Origin of the sequence: Lysobacter zhanggongensis (assembly GCF_046638635.1) — a bacterium.
GTDB classification, from domain to species: Bacteria; Pseudomonadota; Gammaproteobacteria; order Xanthomonadales; family Xanthomonadaceae; genus Novilysobacter; species Novilysobacter luteus.
Map to the genome: position 1 here is coordinate 1 of NZ_JBJXHK010000010.1, position 17,271 is coordinate 17,271.

Annotated in this window: 14 protein-coding genes; 5 read left to right on the top strand and 9 right to left on the bottom strand. The window is 68.6% G+C overall.

Translation table 11 applies throughout. The features are described from left to right. A partial coding sequence (locus ACKVMH_RS03200; RefSeq protein ID WP_412699203.1) for a hypothetical protein occupies nucleotides 1-1,608 on the top strand: 1,608 nt, incomplete at its 5' end. Nucleotides 1,609-1,698: 90 nt separating this feature from the next. On the opposite strand, the gene ACKVMH_RS03205 is transcribed toward ACKVMH_RS03200, so the two are convergent. Both ACKVMH_RS03205 and ACKVMH_RS03210 read right to left on the bottom strand, forming a co-directional pair. Continuing rightward, nucleotides 1,699-2,130 (bottom strand): c-type cytochrome, encoded by a 432-nt coding sequence (locus ACKVMH_RS03205; RefSeq protein ID WP_215217937.1) that lies wholly within the window; start codon nucleotides 2,128-2,130, stop codon nucleotides 1,699-1,701. Nucleotides 2,131-2,141: 11 nt separating this feature from the next. Further along, nucleotides 2,142-2,504, bottom strand: a complete 363-nt coding sequence (locus ACKVMH_RS03210; RefSeq protein WP_215220315.1) for a c-type cytochrome — start codon at nucleotides 2,502-2,504, stop codon at nucleotides 2,142-2,144. Between the two features lie 270 nt (nucleotides 2,505-2,774). On the opposite strand from ACKVMH_RS03210, the gene ACKVMH_RS03215 reads away from it, so the two are divergent. The 3 genes from ACKVMH_RS03215 to ACKVMH_RS03225 all read left to right on the top strand — a co-directional run bounded on the left by ACKVMH_RS03215 (nucleotide 2,775) and on the right by ACKVMH_RS03225 (nucleotide 10,498). After that, nucleotides 2,775-3,911, top strand: a complete 1,137-nt coding sequence (locus ACKVMH_RS03215) for an efflux RND transporter periplasmic adaptor subunit (RefSeq protein ID WP_215217938.1) — start codon at nucleotides 2,775-2,777, stop codon at nucleotides 3,909-3,911. A gap of 87 nt (nucleotides 3,912-3,998) precedes the next feature. Beyond that, the gene (locus tag ACKVMH_RS03220; RefSeq protein WP_412699228.1) at nucleotides 3,999-7,424 is read left to right on the top strand and encodes an efflux RND transporter permease subunit; all 3,426 of its coding nucleotides are present in this window, start codon (nucleotides 3,999-4,001) and stop codon (nucleotides 7,422-7,424) included. Beyond that, the gene (locus ACKVMH_RS03225) at nucleotides 7,421-10,498 is read left to right on the top strand and encodes an efflux RND transporter permease subunit (protein ID WP_412699204.1); all 3,078 of its coding nucleotides are present in this window, start codon (nucleotides 7,421-7,423) and stop codon (nucleotides 10,496-10,498) included. The genes ACKVMH_RS03220 and ACKVMH_RS03225 overlap by 4 nt, the downstream gene beginning before the upstream one ends. 80 nt (nucleotides 10,499-10,578) lie before the next feature. Here the strand turns inward: ACKVMH_RS03225 and ACKVMH_RS03230 are convergent, their stop codons facing one another. The 7 genes from ACKVMH_RS03230 to ykgO form a co-directional block, all read right to left on the bottom strand. Beyond that, a complete protein-coding gene (locus tag ACKVMH_RS03230; protein ID WP_215220317.1) occupies nucleotides 10,579-11,784 on the bottom strand; it encodes a TraB/GumN family protein in 1,206 nt (401 codons plus the stop codon). A 172-nt stretch (nucleotides 11,785-11,956) separates the two neighbouring features. Continuing rightward, nucleotides 11,957-12,793, bottom strand: coding sequence for an alpha/beta hydrolase (locus tag ACKVMH_RS03235; RefSeq protein ID WP_412699205.1), 837 nt, complete (start codon nucleotides 12,791-12,793; stop codon nucleotides 11,957-11,959). A gap of 108 nt (nucleotides 12,794-12,901) precedes the next feature. Next, complete coding sequence (locus ACKVMH_RS03240; protein ID WP_412699206.1) at nucleotides 12,902-13,510, bottom strand: TetR/AcrR family transcriptional regulator; 609 nt, start codon at nucleotides 13,508-13,510, stop codon at nucleotides 12,902-12,904. Nucleotides 13,511-13,566: 56 nt separating this feature from the next. After that, nucleotides 13,567-14,451: a carbon-nitrogen hydrolase gene (locus ACKVMH_RS03245; RefSeq protein ID WP_412699207.1), complete on the bottom strand. Its 885-nt coding sequence runs from the start codon at nucleotides 14,449-14,451 to the stop codon at nucleotides 13,567-13,569. A gap of 74 nt (nucleotides 14,452-14,525) precedes the next feature. Beyond that, nucleotides 14,526-15,563, bottom strand: coding sequence for an agmatine deiminase family protein (locus tag ACKVMH_RS03250; RefSeq protein WP_412699208.1), 1,038 nt, complete (start codon nucleotides 15,561-15,563; stop codon nucleotides 14,526-14,528). A 16-nt stretch (nucleotides 15,564-15,579) separates the two neighbouring features. Continuing rightward, nucleotides 15,580-15,909: a hypothetical protein gene (locus ACKVMH_RS03255; RefSeq protein ID WP_215217944.1), complete on the bottom strand. Its 330-nt coding sequence runs from the start codon at nucleotides 15,907-15,909 to the stop codon at nucleotides 15,580-15,582. Between the two features lie 225 nt (nucleotides 15,910-16,134). Further along, nucleotides 16,135-16,260: a type B 50S ribosomal protein L36 gene (gene ykgO, locus ACKVMH_RS03260; protein ID WP_036206164.1), complete on the bottom strand. Its 126-nt coding sequence runs from the start codon at nucleotides 16,258-16,260 to the stop codon at nucleotides 16,135-16,137. Between the two features lie 156 nt (nucleotides 16,261-16,416). On the opposite strand from ykgO, the gene cmk reads away from it, so the two are divergent. Next, complete coding sequence (gene cmk, locus ACKVMH_RS03265) at nucleotides 16,417-17,109, top strand: (d)CMP kinase (protein ID WP_215217945.1); 693 nt, start codon at nucleotides 16,417-16,419, stop codon at nucleotides 17,107-17,109. Nucleotides 17,110-17,271: the final 162 nt, after the last annotated feature.

A 17,271-nucleotide genomic window follows, 5' to 3' on the forward strand; every position in this document is an offset into this window, starting at 1 on the left:
GTGACCGGCGCGCCGCCGCAGGCGCTGGTGGACCTGCTCGCGCAGCGCCCCTTGGCGGGGCCGCCCCGGCCGGCCGGTGAACTGACCCGCTGGCAGGCGTTCAGCGCGCTCTGGCGTCAACAGTGGCAACCCCCCGAACCCGAAGACCGCGGCGTGCGCTGGCTCGCCGGCGGTATTTCTGCGGTCTGGCATCTGGTGCTCGCAGGTCTGTTGTTGTGGTTGATGTACCTGGACCTGACGTCCGAGGCCACCGCGCCCCCGAAGGGCGAGGAGCTCGTCGTGCAGATCGAGTACGTCGGCGCCGGTACGCCGGAAGAGGTCGGTGGTGGGCCGGAGCTGCCGACCGAACCGCGTCCGGAAGTGGCGGCCGCATCGGCGCAACCGTCGCCCGCGCCGGCCGTGCCGACGCCGATCGCCCCGGAGCCCGCCCCGGCCCCGGCGGAACCCCAGGTCGCGCCGGACATGCCCGTGGTGGACCTGCGCCCGGTGGATATGTCGCAATCGGCCTTGGAGATGCCCGCGCCGGAGGTGGTTGAACGGGAGATCGCGCTGGCCGAGCCGGCACCCGCCCCACAGGAGCTGACGGTGAGCGAGCCGGTGCCGGATACGAGCGAGGCATTCGTCCTGCCGCCCCCGTCACCGCCGATTCCGGCGCCCGCCATCGCCATGCCGGAACTTGAAGCCACGATGTCGCAACTGGAGGTCGTCGACATTCCGCGCATGCCGCGGCCCAGCGCGCAACGCCTGCCGACGCCGACCATCGAGCAGCCGGTGTTGTCGGCACCGGCGCCGGAGGTCGCGATCCGTGACGTGCCCGCGCCAACGCCATCGCCTGCGCCTCAACCCGTGGTGCCGGTGATCCGTCCGCAGGCTCCCGAAGCGCCTCGCATGCAGGCCGACGTTCCGCCCGTGCGCGAGCGCGCTATTGCGGTGCAGCCGCGGGAAGTGCCGGCCACTCCAGCTTCCCCGGTGCAGTCGCGGCCGGAAACTGGCGCCGACGCGCCCGCCCGCCCGCCCGCGGCGGCGGCACCTGAGCGCGAGTCCGGCAGCGATGCGCGACCCGCGCCAGCGCCTTCGACGTTGGCCGGGCCGGAAAAGGCGCCGGCACCCGGTGGCTGGCCGACGCCGGAACGCGCGGACGACTGGGGCATGGCCGATACCGAACAACCCGGCGCGCAGCTCGGTCAACCGCCTGGGCTGTACAACAGCGATGGCAGCGTCCGCCTGGCCGAGACGCCGGGGTCCGCGGCGCCCGGCCAACCGCCCGGCACCATCACCGAAGAGATCGCCGACCTCGACCGCGCAGGCACCTGGCTGCGGCGCGCGCCCAACGACTACGAGCCGACTACGTTCGACCCGTATTGGCGCCCCAACGAAACCTTGCTGGCGGAGTGGGTCCGCAAGAGCGTCAGCACGATCCGGATCCCGATACCGGGAACCAACAAGCACATCGTCTGCCAGACCGTCCTGCTGGTGGTGGGTGGCGGTTGCGGGATCCAGGACCCCAACCTCAACGAGCAGCCCGCGACCGCACGTCCGCCGCCGGACGTTCCGTTCAAGCCAGAGCTGCAGGAAGACAACGGCAGCCGGTCGCCCGCCGGGGGCTGAGGCAACTCCGCAACGCGGCTGCCCTGCAAACCACCAAAAAAAAGCCCGCACGATGGCGGGCTTTCTCGTGACCGGTGCCGGTGGCGCCGGTCAGTCGTTCATCCGCGTCAGGTCGACCAGGTCGCCGTTGCGCGACGCGAAGTACGCCGAGAGGTCGGCGATCTGCTGGTCGGTCAGCGACTTGGCCTGCGCCGACATCAGCGCATGGTCACGCGTGCCGTTGCGGTAGCCCGACAGGGCATGGCCGAGGTAATCGGCGTACTGGCCACCCAGCTTCGGGTAGCTCGGATCGATCGGCGCATTGCCATCGGCGCCGTGGCAGTCGATGCAGGACTGGCCGGTGGCCGCACCCTTGGTGTTGGCGAGTTGCTCGCCGGCGGCGATGTTGCCTTCCGGTAGCCCGGCCGAGGACGAACGCGGGGCGCCGGCTTCGGCTTCGGCGTGGTCACCCGAGCCGGAACAGGCGGCGAGCAGCAGCGCAGCGGCGAGGGCAGGGGCGATGGCGAGGTTGCGAATCGTCATTGGCGGTCTGCTCACTGGCTCAGGCTGGAGAGGAAGGCGGCGATGTCGGCGATGTCCTGGTCCGAGAAGCTCTCGGCCTGGGCCTGCATCGTGGGATGCACGCGCGAACCCTGCTGGTACGCGGTCAGCGCGTTGACCAGGTAGACGGAGGACTGGCCGCCGATCCGGGGCACGTGATAGTTCGGGTAGGCGTTCTTGTAGCCCTCGACGCCGTGGCAGCCCTGGCAGGTGTACGCCAGCATGCGGCCATTCTCGAGGTCGCCGGCGGTCGGGTCGGCCGACTGTGCGGCGGCCGGGGCCGGGGTGTCCTGCGCCAGCACCGGAGTGGCGAAGGCAGTGGTAAGCGCCAAGGCGGCGATCGTCAGCGGTCGCATCATGTCGTGCAATCTCTGGTAGCTGGCAAAGGTATCGAAGTCGGCTGCGCGGCGGAGCGTATCCGCATCCCCTGCGCGCAATCCGCCGAGTATAGCCCGCGACCCCGGATCAACGAAGCCTGCCGGTCCGCGACGGTGCCACCGGGCGGTGCCGTCGCTCACCATGACCTCTGGCGCATGGTGTTTTCAGGAGTGGGTGATATACCTACATACAACACCGGCATACGCCCGGCATGACCACGTCCGCCACCTTCCATCTGGGGTCTTTCGATGCGCCACCACACCTTGTCCCGCGGCCACGTCCGCGCCGTTGTCCTCGCTCTGGCCTGCGTGCTTTCGGTGGCGGCCTGCAAGGGCGGTTCGCCGGATGGCGCCGCCCCCGGCGAGGACGGCAAGAAGGGTCCCGAAGCGGTGACCGTTGAAGTCGCAGCGGTCGAGACGCGCCCGGTTGCTGCCAGCTATTCCGGCACCGCGCCGTTGGAGGCGCCCGCCGAGGCGCAGGTGGTCGCCAAGACGTCTGGCGTGGCATTGAGCGTGCTGGTCGAGGAGGGCGACGTGGTGCGGGCCGGCCAGACGCTGGTTCGCCTGGACGCATCGCGCGCCGAATTGCAGGCGGCGCAGACGGCCGCGCAGATGAACAAGTTGCAGAACCAGTTCGCCCGCGCGCAGACGCTGGCGAAGGAACAGCTGATCGCCGCGTCGGACTACGACCAGATTCGCTACGACCTGGAAAACGCGCGCGCGGCGAACCGCCTTGCCAACCTCGAGCTGTCCTACGCGGCGGTGAAGGCGCCGATCAGCGGCGTGGTCGCCTCGGTAACGCCCAAGCCCGGCAACTTCGTGCAGATCAACACCCCCATCGTCCGTATCGTCGACACCTCCACCCTGGAGGCGGTGCTCAACGTGCCCGAGCGCGAGCTGGCGACGATGCAGGCCGGCCTTCCAGTCGACCTGCGGGTCGACGCGCTGCCCGGCAAGACCTTCACCGGCACCATCGACCGCATCTCGCCGGTGGTGGACTCCGGCAGCGGCACCTTCCGCGTGATCGCCGAGTTCGACAGCGGCGGACTGCTGCAGCCCGGCATGTTCGGTCGCATCGGCATCGATTACGACAAGCGTGCCAACGCGACAGTGGTGCCGCGCGCGGCGCTGCTGGATGCCGGCACCAATGCCGCGGTATTCGCGGTCCGCGATGGCAAGGCCGCGCGGGTACCGGTGACGCTGGGCTACATGGACGGCCAGTGGGCCGAGGTGCGCGAGGGCCTCGCGGTCGGCGAGCAGGTCGTCGTTGCCGGCAAGGCTGCCCTGCGCGACGGCAGCGCCGTCACGGTGATCGGGCAGCCCGGGGACAAGGCGGTCGCTGCGTCCGAAGGCGGCGCCGTCGCCCCCGTCGCAAACAACCAGTAACCCCGGGATCCGCACGTGAGCGATATCAATCGTCCTTCCCCGCGGCCGGACGAGTCCCAGGACTCGCACGCCTCGCGCAGCTTCAGCCTGGTGGAGTTCTCCACCCGCCGCCGGGTCACCGTGGCGATGGTGACGATCACCTTCCTGCTGTTCGGCCTGATCGCGCTGGGCAACCTCAAGGTCAACCTGCTGCCGGACCTGAGCTATCCCACCCTGACCGTGCGCACCGAGTACACCGGTGCCGCCCCCGCCGAGATCGAGACGCTGATCTCCGAGCCGGTGGAGGAGGCCGTGGGCGTGGTCAAGGGACTGCGCAAGCTGAAGTCGGTGTCGCGTACCGGCCAGAGCGACGTGGTGCTCGAGTTCGCCTGGGGCACCGACATGGACCAGGCCAGCCTGGAGGTCCGCGACAAGATGGAGGCACTGCAACTGCCGCTCGAGGCCAAGCCTCCGGTGCTGTTGCGTTTCAATCCGTCGACCGAACCGGTCGTGCGACTGGCGCTGTCTGCGCAGGGGGATGAGGACGCGGTGTCACAGCTGACCGCACTGCGCCGTTACGCCGACGACGACCTGAAGAAGAAGCTCGAGCCCGTCGAAGGTGTCGCTGCGGTCAAGGTCGGCGGTGGCCTGGAGGACGAAGTCCAGGTGCTGATCGACCAGCAGAAGCTGGCCCAGCTCAACCTTCCCATCGACCGTGTCATCCAGCGCCTGCAGCAGGAGAACATCAACATCTCGGGCGGCCGTCTGGAAGAAGGCTCGCAGCGCTACCTGGTCCGCACGGTCAACCAGTTCGCCAGCGTGGAGGAGATCGGCAACATGCTGGTGTCCACCAGCAGCGGGGGCGACAGCGCCGCGCAGGACGCGGCATTGCAGATGGCGCGCGTGGCCGCGGCGACCGGTTCGGCCGATGCGATGGCGGCGGCTGCGTCGGTGCAGAGTGCGTCTTCGGGCGCCGGCTCGACCGTGGCCGGCGGCATGCCGGTGCGGCTCCGTGACGTGGCGACGGTCAGCCAGGGCCACAAGGAGCGCGAGGCGATCATCCGGCTGGACGGGCGCGAAGCGGTCGAACTGGCGATCTACAAGGAGGGCGACGCCAACACCGTCGCCACCGCCGATGCCCTGCACGAGCGCCTGGAGCGGATCCGCGAGCAGGTCCCGCCGGACATCGAGCTGACCGTCATCGAGGACCAGTCCACCTTCATCCGGCACGCCATCTCGGACGTGAAGTTCGACGCGATGGTGGGCGGCGTGCTGGCGATCCTGATCATCTTCCTGTTCCTGCGCGACGGCTGGAGCACGTTCGTGATCAGCCTGTCGTTGCCGGTCTCGATCATCACCACGTTCTTCTTCATGGGCCAGCTGGACCTGAGCCTCAACGTCATGTCGCTCGGAGGCCTCGCGCTGGCGACCGGCCTGGTGGTGGACGACTCGATCGTCGTGCTGGAGTCCATCGCCAAGGCGAGGGAACGGGGGCTCGGCATCCTCCAGGCGGCGATCGAAGGCACCCGCGAGGTCAGCATGGCGGTCGTTGCATCGACGCTGACCACGATCGCGGTGTTTTTGCCGCTGGTGTTCGTCGAGGGTGTCGCCGGCGAGCTGTTCCGCGACCAGGCGCTGACCGTGGCATTGGCCATCGGCATCTCGCTGGTGGTGTCGATGACGCTGATCCCGATGCTGAGCGCACTCAAGGGACGGCCGCCGATGGCGTTCCCCGAAGAGCCGCCGCACCCGCAGTGGCGCCCGACCTCGAAGCTGCAGAAGCCGCTCGCACTGGCCGAGCGGGGCGTCGGCGCGGGGGCGCGTGGTGGGTTCTTCGGCCTGGCCTGGCTGGTGGTGCGCGCCTGGCGTGTACTGGTGGCGGTGGTCGGCCCGGTCATGCGCAAGGCGAGCGACATCGCGATGGCGCCGTACGGCCGCGCCGAGCGTGGGTATCTGAAGCTGTTGCCGGCCGCCTTGTCGCGTCCGGTGCTGGTGATGGGGTCGGCCGCCGCGGCTTTCGTGCTGACCCTGCTGATGGTGCCCTTGCTGGGGGCGGACCTGATTCCGCAGCTGGCGCAGGACCGTTTCGAGATGACCGTCAAGTTGCCGCCGGGCACCCCGCTGGCGGAGACCGACGCGCTGGTGCGCGAGCTGCAGCGCAAGCACGCCGACGAGCCGGGTCTCCACGCGATGTACGGCGTTAGCGGAAGCGGCACCCGGCTGGACGCCAGTCCGACCGAGAGCGGCGAGAACATCGGCAAGCTCAGCATCGTGATGGCCGACGGCGGCAGCGAAGAGGTGGAGGCGGCCACCACCGAGCGCCTGCGCGAGACCATGCAGGCCCATCCGGGCACGCAGGTCGACTTCAGCCGGCCGGAGCTCTTCAGCTTCTCACCGCCGCTGGAAATCGAGCTGCAGGGCAACGACCTGGCCGAGATCGAGCAGGCCGGGCGGCGCATGGCCGAGCTGCTGCGGGCCAACCCGCACTACGCCGACGTCAGCTCGACCGTGGAGCAGGGGTTCCCCGAGATCCAGATCCACTTCGACCAGGAGCGCGCGGCATCGCTGGGGCTGACCACGCGGCAGATTGCCGACGCGGTGGTCGCCAAGGTGCGCGGCGAGGTGGCCACGCGCTACAGCTTCCGCGATCGCAAGATCGACGTGCTTGTGCGCGCACAGCAGACCGACCGCGCTTCGGTACAGGACATCGGCAACCTGATCGTCAACCCGTCGGGCAGCGCGCCGGTGCGGCTGTCGTCGGTGGCCGACGTGGTCGCGACCACCGGTCCGAGCGAGATCCACCGCGCCGACCAGGTCCGCGTCGCGATCGTGTCCGCCAACCTGCGCGACATCGACCTGGGCAGCGCGGTGCAGGAGGTGCGGTCGATCGTGGAGCAGAACCCGCTCGGTCCGGGCGTGCGGATGAACATCGGCGGCCAGGGCGAGGAGCTGGAGCAGTCGCTGAACTCGCTGCTGTTCGCGTTCGGCCTGGCGATCTTCCTGGTCTACCTGGTGATGGCCTCGCAGTTCGAATCGCTGCTGCATCCGTTCGTGATCCTGTTCACGATCCCGCTCGCGATGGTCGGCGCGGTGCTGGCGCTGCTGCTGACCGGCTCGACGGTGTCGATCGTGGTGTTCATCGGCCTGATTCTGCTGGTCGGCCTGGTCACCAAGAACGCGATCATCCTGATCGACAAGGTCAACCAGCTGCGCGAAGCGGGCGCGGCCAAGCGCGACGCGCTGGTGGAGGGCGCTCGCTCACGCCTGCGCCCGATCATCATGACGACGCTGTGCACGCTGTTCGGCTTCCTGCCGCTGGCGCTCGCGTTCGGCGAAGGCTCGGAGGTGCGCTCGCCCATGGCGATCACCGTGATCGGTGGCCTGCTGGTGTCGACGTTGCTGACGCTGGTGGTCATCCCGGTGGTGTACGACCGGCTGGACCGCCGCTCGGACGAGCATTTCCGCGAGCGTGGCCGGCGTGCGGCGCGGCTGTCCGGCCGGCTGCCGGGTGACGAGGCGGAGCAGCCTGCATGAGCATCGCCGAGCTGAGCCTGAAACGGCCGGTCACCACGATCATGCTGTTCGTGTCGATGTTCGTGATCGGCCTGATCGCGGCGGTGCGCCTGCCCCTGGAGGCGCTACCGTCGCTGTCGTTCCCGGCGGTGTTCGTGCAGTTGCCGTACCCGGGGTCGACGCCCGAGGAGGTCGAGCGCACGGTGCTGCGTCCGGCCGAGGAGGCGCTCTCGACGATGAGCGGCCTGGAGCGGATGGAAGGCCGTGCCAACGCCGATGGCGCGTTCGTCGGCGTGTTCTATTCGGACTGGGACACCGACGTGCAGATCGCGGCGTCCGAGGCCCGCGAACGGCTGGACGCGATCCGCGATGAGCTGCCGGAGGACCTGCAGCGCTATTTCGTCGGCAACTTCTCGACCGACGACGAGGCCATCCTGCAGGTGCGCCTGGCGGGCACGCAGGACCTCACTGGCGCCTACGAGCTGATCGAACGCGAGTTCCAGCGTCCGCTCGAGCGCGTGGCCGGCGTGGCCAAGGTCGACATCGCCGGTGCACCGCCCAACGAGGTCGAGATCGCGATCGACCCTGAGCGCTTGGGCGCGCACGGCCTCAACCTCAACGAGCTCAACACGCGTCTGCGTGCAGTGAACTTCTCGCTGTCGGCTGGCCAGATCGAGGCCGGCTCGAAGCGGCTGCGTGTGCAGCCCGTCGGTGAGCTAACCGACCTGGATCAGCTACGCGACCTGGTCATCAACGACCGTGGCCTGCGGCTGCGCGACATCGCCAATGTCCGGCTCAAGCCGCAACGCATGGACTACGGCCGCCGCCTGGATGGGCAGCCGGCGGTCGGCCTGGAGATCTTCAAGGAACGCAACGCCAACCTGGTGGACGTGTCAAAGGCGGCACTGGCCGAGATCGAGCGCATCCGCCAGCACCCCGACCTGAGCGGTATCCAGGTCAAGGTGATCCAGAACCTCGGCGAGGACGTGACCAGTTCCCTGCTGGAGCTCGCCGAGGCTGGCGGCGTTGGTCTGGTGCTGTCGATCGCGGTGCTGTTCTTCTTCCTGCGCCACTGGCCGTCGACCCTCATGGTGACGCTGGCGATCCCGATCTGCTTCGTGATGACGCTGGGCTTCATGTACTTCGCCGGCGTCACCCTCAACGTGCTGTCGTTGATGGGACTGCTGCTGGCGGTTGGCATGCTGGTCGACAACGCGGTGGTGGTGGTGGAGAGCATCTACCAGGAGCGCGAGAAGTTGCCGGGCCAACCGATGCGCGCCTCGATCATCGGCACCCGCAACGTCGCCATCGCGCTTTCGGCCGGAACGCTTTGCCACTGCATCGTCTTCGTGCCGAACCTGTTTGGCGAGACCAACGACATCAGCATCTTCATGTCGCAGATCGCGATCACCATCTCGGTGTCGCTGCTGGCGTCCTGGCTGGTGGCGGTAAGCCTGATCCCGATGCTGTCGGCGCGGATGAAGACTCCGCCGGCCGTGCGCAACGAGCGCGGCGTGATCCACCGATTGCAGACGCGTTACGCCCGGTTCCTGCGCTGGACCCTGGAGCACCGCGGCTGGAGTGTGTTCGGCATCATCATGATCATCGCGGTCAGCATCGTGCCGATGACGCAGACCAAGTTCGACATGTTCGGCGGCGGAGAGCAGAGCGGCGAGGCCAACATCTTCTACCAGTGGAATGGCAGCTACACCAAGGAGCAGATCTCCGACGAAGTGCGCCGGGTCGAGTCGTTCCTCGACGACAACCGCGAGCGCTTCCACATCACCCAGATCTACTCGTGGTACAGCGAGCAGGGCTGGGCGGGCACCGAGGTGACGTTCGACGAATCGGTCAAGGATTCGAAGGCCCTGGTCGAGACGATTGGCAAGGAGCTGCCCAAGTCCGCCCGCGCCAAGATCGGCATCGGCGAGCGCGGCGGTGGCGATGAGGGCGGCAGCGTGCAGGTGCAGCTTGTCGGCGACTCGACGTCGGTGCTGGCCGAGCTGGCCCGCGACATCGTGCCGATCCTGGCCAGTAACAGCGGGGCCTTGCGCGACGTGCGGGTCGACAGTGGCGACCAGAACAGCGAGCTGACCGTGCGGGTCGACCGCGACCGCGCGGCCGCGTTCGGCTTCAGTGCGCAGGACGTGTCGCAGTTCGTGGCGCTGGCACTGCGTGGCGCGCAGCTGCGCGACTTCCGCCAGGGCGAGAACGAGGTGCCGGTGTGGGTGCGGTTCGAAGATGCCGAGAGCTTCGGAGTCGAAGACATCGCCGGCTTCACGGTGCGCGCGCCCGATGGGCGAACCGTGCCGCTGATGGCGATGGTCGACGTCGCCGTGATCCCGGGCGCCACCGAGATCCGCCGCGACAACCGCCAGACCACCCTGACCATCCAGGCCGGCCTCGCCGGCGAGACCACTGTCCCCGAAGCGCGCAAGGTGATGGAACGGACGATGGAGAGCATCGCGTTCCCCGCCGGCTATGGCTACAGCTTCGACGGCAGTGCATTCCAGCGCGATTCCGACGCCCAGTCGCAGATGTTCTTCAACCTGATCATCGCGCTGGTGATGATCTACGTGGTGATGGCCGCGGTGTTCGAGTCGCTGCTGTTCCCGTCGGCGATCATGAGCTGCGTGCTGTTCTCGGTGTTCGGCGTGTTCTGGCTGTTCTGGCTCACCGGCACCGCGTTCTCGGTCATGGCCTTCATCGGCATCCTGGTGTTGATGGGCGTGGTCGTGAACAACGGCATCGTGATGATCGAGCACATCAACAACCTGCGGCGGATGGGCAAGTCGCGCACCGACGCGCTGGTGGAAGGCAGCCGCGAACGCCTGCGGCCGATCATGATGACGATGGGCACGGCGATCCTGGCGATGGTGCCGATCGCGCTGAGCACGACCGAGGTGCTGGGCGGGATCACCTATTACCCGATGGCACGTGCGGTGGCCGGCGGCCTGGCCTTCTCGACGGTGGTGAGCCTGCTGTTCCTGCCGACGATCTACGCGATCCTCGACGACCTTCGCAACGGCACGGTGCGGACGGTACGTCGCGCACGGGGCGCGGTCCCGGCGGGTTCCCGGGCGGAACCGGCCTGACAGGGCCCGGCTTTCGCTTGGACGGGCCCGGCGCGGATGCGTCGAGCCCGTTCGAAGGGTGACTGGCCCGATACCGCCGGTCAGACCAGCGTGCCGAGCATCCTGAGGCCGCCCGTCCACACACCGATCGCCGTGCCCAGGCTGGTCAGGAAGAAGTTGAGCAGCACCCGGGCCACCCGGTTGCGCCACCAGCCGCGCACCGTCTGTACGTCGCCACGCAGCGCCATGAAGTCGGCGTAGGTCGGCTTGCGTAGCCACGCTTCGGTCAGGGCACTCAAGGTGCCGGAAGCGAGGGCGGGGTGGAGCGGGGTGATGGGGGAGGCGAGGAACGCGACGATGATGCTCAACGGGTGGCCGCCGGCGATGGCGCAGCCGATCGCGCCGAGCACGCCGGTCGCCAGCACCCACTGCAGCAACAGGTCCGACCCGACGTCGATGCCGCCCTGCCAGAAGCCCCAGGCAAACCCGCCGATGACGAAGGTCGCCAGTGCGAGCGTGAACCAGGGCACGCCGCTCTTCTCCGGCAGCGCCTCGAGCGATTCGCGGATGCCGGCCGCCGGGCGCTGTTCCTCGCGCAGGTGGCGCGCCATTCCCTGGAGGTGGCCTGCGCCGACCACGGCCAGTACCTCGCGTATCTCAGGGCCGGATGTTTCGCCGACTTCCCGCAGGCGGGCGGCCATGTACCGGTCGCGCTCGGCGATCACGGTTTCGTAGATTTCCGGGCTCTCGCTGGCGAACTCATTAAAGCTCGCTTCCAGCATGTCGCCCTGCTTGAGCTTCTCGATCTCGTCGTGGCCGACGTCCTCGCTGACCAGCAACGATCCCAGCAGGCCACCGCCGAGCTTGGCGCGGCCCCAGAAGCCCAGCCGGGCCGACGCACGCTTGAAGGTCAGGCCGACCTCACGGTCGATCAGGTGCACCGGCAGCCCCTGTTCGCGGGCCTGCAGGGCCGCCAGCTTCAGCTCGGCACCGGGTTCGATCCCGAGCTGCTCGGCGAGCCGGCGCTGGTAGGCCGACAGGGCCAGGTTGGCGGCGAACATCGCCGTGCGTCCGGTGCGGATCACCTGGATGAGGTCGAGCTTCGCCAGTGCGTCCGGTTCCGTGAGCGCCTGCAGTCGCGGTTCATCCAGCTCGACCGCCACGGCGTCGTAACCGCCGTCCGCGATCGCGCTGCGGACGGCATCCACGCTCGCCTGCGAGACGTGCGCGGTGCCCAGCAGGGTGTAGCGCACGCCGTCGCGCTCGACGATGGCATGGGGTTGTCCCTCCGGCACGCCCGGCGGCATGCCCTCAGCCACGGCCGTGACCCGCCATGTCGATGCGCGGCGCAGGGCGGGAAGGCAGGGTCGTCGGGACAATAAGCGGCATGGGGCATTCGGCTCGTTGACGCACGGGCGTGCGCGAACCGCTCAGCTTAGGGCCTGCATCAGGCCCCAGCAAACCCGACCGCGCAGCGGTTCATGCAACGCCGTAGGGCAGGTTGGGGGACGACACCAGACGGTCGCCGACGGCGTCGCCACCGAGGAACCTGAGGATCGCGTCAAGCACCATGGGATCGCCAAGGATGCGGTGGTGGCCGAGTCCACGAGTATCGAGCAGGCGGGCACCGCGCCAGTGCCGCGCCCAGCGCTCGCCTTCGCACCACGGGACCTCGCGGTCCTCGAGGTCATGCACGATCAGGGCGGGGCGGTTGATCGCCGGTGCGTTGCGCTCGGCCATCAGATCCTCGAAGTGGATTGGCAGGCGCGCCTCGAACAATTCGAACATTCCGCGACGCAGGTGCTCCGCGAGGCCGACCTGCCGTGCGAACCGCCGGCCGGCATCGACCGGGTCCGCGGCCGGTGCCAGCAGCACCGCGCGATCAGCCTGCAGCCCGCGGGCGAGCGCAAGGCCGGCCGCGGCGCCACCGAGCGAGTGGCCAAGGACCGCTGCCGCCGGTCCGGTCACGCGGCCCACCTCGAGCAGCCGGTCGGTGAACTCCTCGAGGTTGCTCGTTTCGCCGTCGCTCCGCCCGTGCGCGGCCTGGTCGAACCCGACAACGGCAAAGCCTGCCGTACGCAGCGCAGGGACCCATGGGAGCACCCGTGCGCCGTGGCTGGACCACCCGTGCGAGAACAACAAGTAAGGCTGCGTGGCCGGGTCGCCCCAAAGGTAGCGGGTGATCGACGCACCGCCGGCCCGCATGACATCCTGCCGCGCGCCGCCGGTCGCCGCGGACAGGGCGCGCTCGCGTGAGCCGGGATAGGGCGTGCGGAACAAGGTGGCGGCGCGCTCGACCGTGGCGGTTGGGCTCAAGAGTCCACCCGCGCGGAAGCCGAGGCGGAGCGCTTTCCACTTGATATACGTGCGAACGTTCGTGCTAATCATGAGGGTGGCCTGTTTTGGGGGACGTCTCTGTGGCTGTCAGGGGATCGCAGCTGCCTCGATCAATCGCTCGAACGCACGGATCCCGCGGGAACGTGCCGCCTCGTAGCCGTACAACCCGGCGTCGTGATGGACCAGCAGAGGCAGTGCGTAGATCTCGAAGACCAGCTGTTCGACGTCGATATCGGGACGCAGCTCGCCTTCCTCGATTGCCAGGGAAACCGCTTTGGCGAGCGCCTGGCGCCATTGCCGGTCCTGCTGCAGCAGCAGGTCGCGCTGCGGCCCCGGGCGGTCGTCATACTCGCTGACGGCCGCGAGGAACAGGCAGCCGCCGTCATCCTCGTGACGCACCCAGTCGAACCACTCTTCGATGACCGCGCGAAGCCGTGCAAGACCACGCGGCCGACGCACGGCTGGCTGGAACACGTGCGAGACGAAGCGCTGCGCTGCGGTTTCCAGTACTGCCAGCTGCAAGTCCTCGCGCGAACCGAAGTGCGCGAACACGCCGCTTTTCGACATGCCGACCGCATGGGCCAAGGCCCCGATCGAAAGGCCTTCAAGCCCCGCCGAACACGCGATCGCATAGGCGTGGTCGAGGATCGCGTCGCGGGTGGCGGCACCCTTCGAGGTGGAGGACAGTGCAGGCATGGGCGGAAAATAGCACGCCCGTTCGATTATTGCCTGCCGTTCGTCGGCGCTCCTGATCAGTCCCGATAGCGCTTGAGCAGGTCACCGTAGGCGTCGATCCGGCGGTCGCGCAGGAACGGCCAGATACGCCGCACGTGCTCGCTGCGTTGCAGGTCGACCTCGGCCATCAGGATTTCCGGGTCGCCACCCGCTTCGGCGAGGAACTCGCCCTGCGGTCCCAGCACGTGGCTGCTGCCCCAGAAGTCGATCCCCGAAGCGTTCATCGGCGACGGTTCGTGCCCGACGCGATTGCAGGACAGGACCGGCAAGCCATTGGCGACCGCATGCCCGCGGTGGCTGAGGATCCACGCATCCCGCTGGCGGGTCTTCTCGGCCTGGTCGTCGTCGGGATCCCAGCCGATCGCGGTCGGGTAGAGCAGCAGTTCCGCGCCGGCCAGCGCCATCAGTCGCGCGCCTTCGGGATACCACTGGTCCCAGCAGACCAGCACGCCCAGGCGCCCCACCGAGGTGTCGATCGGCTCGAAACCGATGTCGCCCGGTGTGAAGTAGAACTTCTCGTAGAAGCCCGGATCGTCCGGGATATGCATCTTGCGATACTTGCCGGCGACGCTGCCGTCGGTTTCGAAGACCACCGCGGTGTTGTGGTACAGCCCGGCCGCGCGGCGCTCGAACAGCGAGCTGACCAGCACGACGCCGTGCTCGCGGGCGAGCCGGCCCAGCCGCTCGGTGCTGGGGCCAGGAATCGGCTCGGCCAGGTCGAACTCGCAGACATCCTCGTGCTGGCAGAAGTACGCGCCGTTGTGCAGCTCCTGCAGCAGCACCAGGCGTGCGCCGCGGCGCGCGGCCTCGGCCACGCGTTGCTCGATCACCGACAGGTTGGCGTCCGCATCACCGTGGTTGCGTTCCTGGATCAGGGCGACGGGCAGGGTCTGCTTCTTCATTGCGGGGGTCCGGGTTGGGCCGCCGGGTCGGGCGGCTCGACGGCCACGGTCGCATGGCTGCCGTGGCCGGAAGGTCAACTGGCGACGAGGCCTTCGGGCAACTGCATGGTGATGCAGTGCAGGCTGCCGTTCTGCCAGATCAGCGGGCGGCAGGGCACCTGCACGATCTCGCGATCGGGGAAGGCCTGCGCCAGCACGCCGGCGGCGACGCTGTCGGCCGGATCATCATAGGCCGGCATCAGCACCGCTCCGTTGACGATCAGGAAGTTGGCGTAACTTGCGGCCAGGCGCCGGCCTTGGTCGAGCACCGGCTCCGGCCACGGCAGTTCGAACAACCTGTAGGGTTGGCCATCGCGCGTGCGCAACGCGGCCAGCTCGGCCGCCATCGCCCGGAGCTCGGCGTAGTGGGAGTCGGCGGGGTCGTTGCAGCCCTGGTAGACGATCGCGTCAGGAGCGGCGAAACGGGCCAGGGTGTCGATATGGGCGTCGGTGTCATCGCCCTCGAGGTAGCCGTGGTCCAGCCAGAGCACGCGGTCCTGGTGCAGCCAGCCCGACAGCCGGCGGTCGAGCTCGCCGCGGGACGCCTGCGGGTGGCGTTCGTGCAGGCACTTCCAGGTGGTCAGCAGGGTGCCGGCACCGTCGGTTTCGATGGCGCCGCCTTCGAGAGCGAAGTCGATGCTGTCGTGGCGGTCGGCGCGGAAGGTGTCCCGCTCGACCAGCCCTTCGACCAGCTCGTCGTCGCGAGTGGCCTCGAACTTCCCGCCCCAGCCGGTGAAGCGGAAATCGAGCAGGCGGAACCCGTCGCCGTCGCGGAGCGTGATCGGGCCCGAGTCACGCAGCCAGGTGTCGTCGTAATCGATCCCGATGAAGCGGACCCGATCCATGTCGACCCGCGCCGAGGCGAGCCGCGCGCGCGCATACGCCTCGACGTCGTCATTGGCGACGCACACCAGCACCGGCTGGAAGCGGGTGATCGCCACGACCAGGGCGATGTACGTCTCCTCGACCTCGCCCAGCCGCTCGGCCCAGTCCGTCTCGGCATGCGGCCAGGCGATCAGGATCGCCGACTGGCGCTCCCATTCGGCGGGAAAGCGTGGTGCGGTTCCGGTCATGCGGGCGTCTTAGTGGTCAGAGGATGGGCGGCTTGGGGCCGATTTCGGCCGTGGTCGCCTTGTTGGCGACGACGTCGATCACGCGGTTCTTCTCGAAGTACACGGTGAACTCCGGGTAGGCCCAGCGGTTGATCGTCGGCCACTGGCTCTTCTGCCCGCCGCGCGGATCCATGCGTTCGGCCGGGGCGCCGAAGCGGGCCTCGACCTGGGCCATGCTCTGGCCACGCAGCGGCAGGCTCGCCGCGGGTTCGTGCTGCACGCGCTCGATGAGCAGGGTCTCGGCGGAAGCGGTGCCGGCAACCGCCAGCAGGGCGATCAGCGGAAGTGCGGCGATGCTGGTCTTCATTGGAGTCCCCTGTCGTAATCGGGTGATGGTTCGGATGACATGGCTGTTCACATGCGGGCCGATTGTATGCGGCTATGCCGTGCCGGGCAGCAAACCACGGTCACGGAACCCGGGGCATGGGACCGCGGCGCGCACCACAAAAAAGCCGCCCGGAGGCGGCTTTCTGGTCGAACACGCCGATCGAACCGATCGACGGATGCCGGCGGGACCGGCACCGTTCGCGTCTCAGCGCTGGCGGGCCTTGAAACGCGGGTTCGACTTGCAAATCACGAAGACCTTGCCACGACGGCGGACGACTTTGCAGTCGCGGTGACGGTTCTTCGCCGACTTCAGGGAGGACAGGACCTTCATGACAGACCTCGGCAACGGGGAAATTAAGCAAGCCCGCGATGATAGCGGGTCTTTGCCTGTCGGATCAAGTGGTTGCGACCAGCCGTTTGGGGATTGCTCCTGCCGTCGCCAGCCGCGGCCCGTGGGGGAGTTCCGCGGGGGCCGCATAATACGCGGATGACGACCAACGACACCCCCGTTCTGACCATCGACGGCCCTTCCGGTTCCGGCAAGGGCACCATCAGCCGCCTCGTGGCCCGCCGCCTGGGCTGGCATTACCTCGACTCCGGCGCGCTCTACCGCGCGATCGGCGTGGCCGCCGGGTGGGGTGACATCGACCTGGCCGACCCGGCCGCGCTGGTGCGCTGCACCTTCGATACCGAGATCGGCTTCCGTGACGAGGGCGAGGAGCTCCGCGTCCTGGTGAACGGCCAGGACGCGACCGATGAGCTGCGCACCGAGACCGCCGGCGCCGCCGCCTCGGCCATCGCCGCGATCCCCGAGGTCCGGGCTGCCCTGAAGGAGCGCCAGCGGGTGTTCCGCCGACCGCCCGGGCTGGTGGCCGACGGGCGCGACATGGGCACGGTCATCTTCCCTGACGCGGGCTGGAAGGTGTTCCTGACGGCGAGCGCCGAGGAGCGGGCCGAAAGGCGCTATAAGCAGTTGAATGACAAGGGGGTTTCCGTTACATTGGCTGGTCTGCTGCGGGAGATTCTGGCCCGCGACGCCCGCGATGCCAGTCGCGCGGTGGCTCCCTTGCGACCGGCCGATGACGCCGTCCGCATCGATACCACCGGTCTTGGCATCGACGAGGTGGTCGAGCGCGTGCTGGCATTGATGCCGGAACGCGATGTCGGGTCGGGGGCCTGACCGACCGCGGCAGAACAGTCCCGCCGCGCTGCAATGGTGCACCACGGCGGATCAACCAACCGACACATGGTGCAGTTCCATCGCACCACATCAACGGGTGGGTCGACCACGTGTTGCCTGCGCTGCCCCACCGGGGAGCGAGTGCCAACCGGTGCGGCCCGT

Excerpts from the sequence above, each read along its gene's own strand:
- ACKVMH_RS03205 (WP_215217937.1), bottom strand. The coding sequence starts at position 2,130 with ATGACGATTCGCAACCTCGCCATCGCCCCTGCCCTCGCCGCTGCGCTG.
- ACKVMH_RS03210 (WP_215220315.1), bottom strand. The coding sequence starts at position 2,504 with ATGCGACCGCTGACGATCGCCGCCTTGGCGCTTACCACTGCCTTCGCC.
- ACKVMH_RS03215 (WP_215217938.1), top strand. The coding sequence starts at position 2,775 with ATGCGCCACCACACCTTGTCCCGCGGCCACGTCCGCGCCGTTGTCCTC.
- ykgO (WP_036206164.1), bottom strand. The coding sequence starts at position 16,260 with ATGAAGGTCCTGTCCTCCCTGAAGTCGGCGAAGAACCGTCACCGCGAC.
- ACKVMH_RS03255 (WP_215217944.1), bottom strand. The coding sequence starts at position 15,909 with ATGAAGACCAGCATCGCCGCACTTCCGCTGATCGCCCTGCTGGCGGTT.
- ACKVMH_RS03225 (WP_412699204.1), top strand. The coding sequence starts at position 7,421 with ATGAGCATCGCCGAGCTGAGCCTGAAACGGCCGGTCACCACGATCATG.
- ACKVMH_RS03230 (WP_215220317.1), bottom strand. The coding sequence starts at position 11,784 with ATGCCGCCGGGCGTGCCGGAGGGACAACCCCATGCCATCGTCGAGCGC.
- ACKVMH_RS03245 (WP_412699207.1), bottom strand. The coding sequence starts at position 14,451 with ATGAAGAAGCAGACCCTGCCCGTCGCCCTGATCCAGGAACGCAACCAC.
- ACKVMH_RS03240 (WP_412699206.1), bottom strand. The coding sequence starts at position 13,510 with ATGCCTGCACTGTCCTCCACCTCGAAGGGTGCCGCCACCCGCGACGCG.
- ACKVMH_RS03250 (WP_412699208.1), bottom strand. The coding sequence starts at position 15,563 with ATGACCGGAACCGCACCACGCTTTCCCGCCGAATGGGAGCGCCAGTCG.
- cmk (WP_215217945.1), top strand. The coding sequence starts at position 16,417 with ATGACGACCAACGACACCCCCGTTCTGACCATCGACGGCCCTTCCGGT.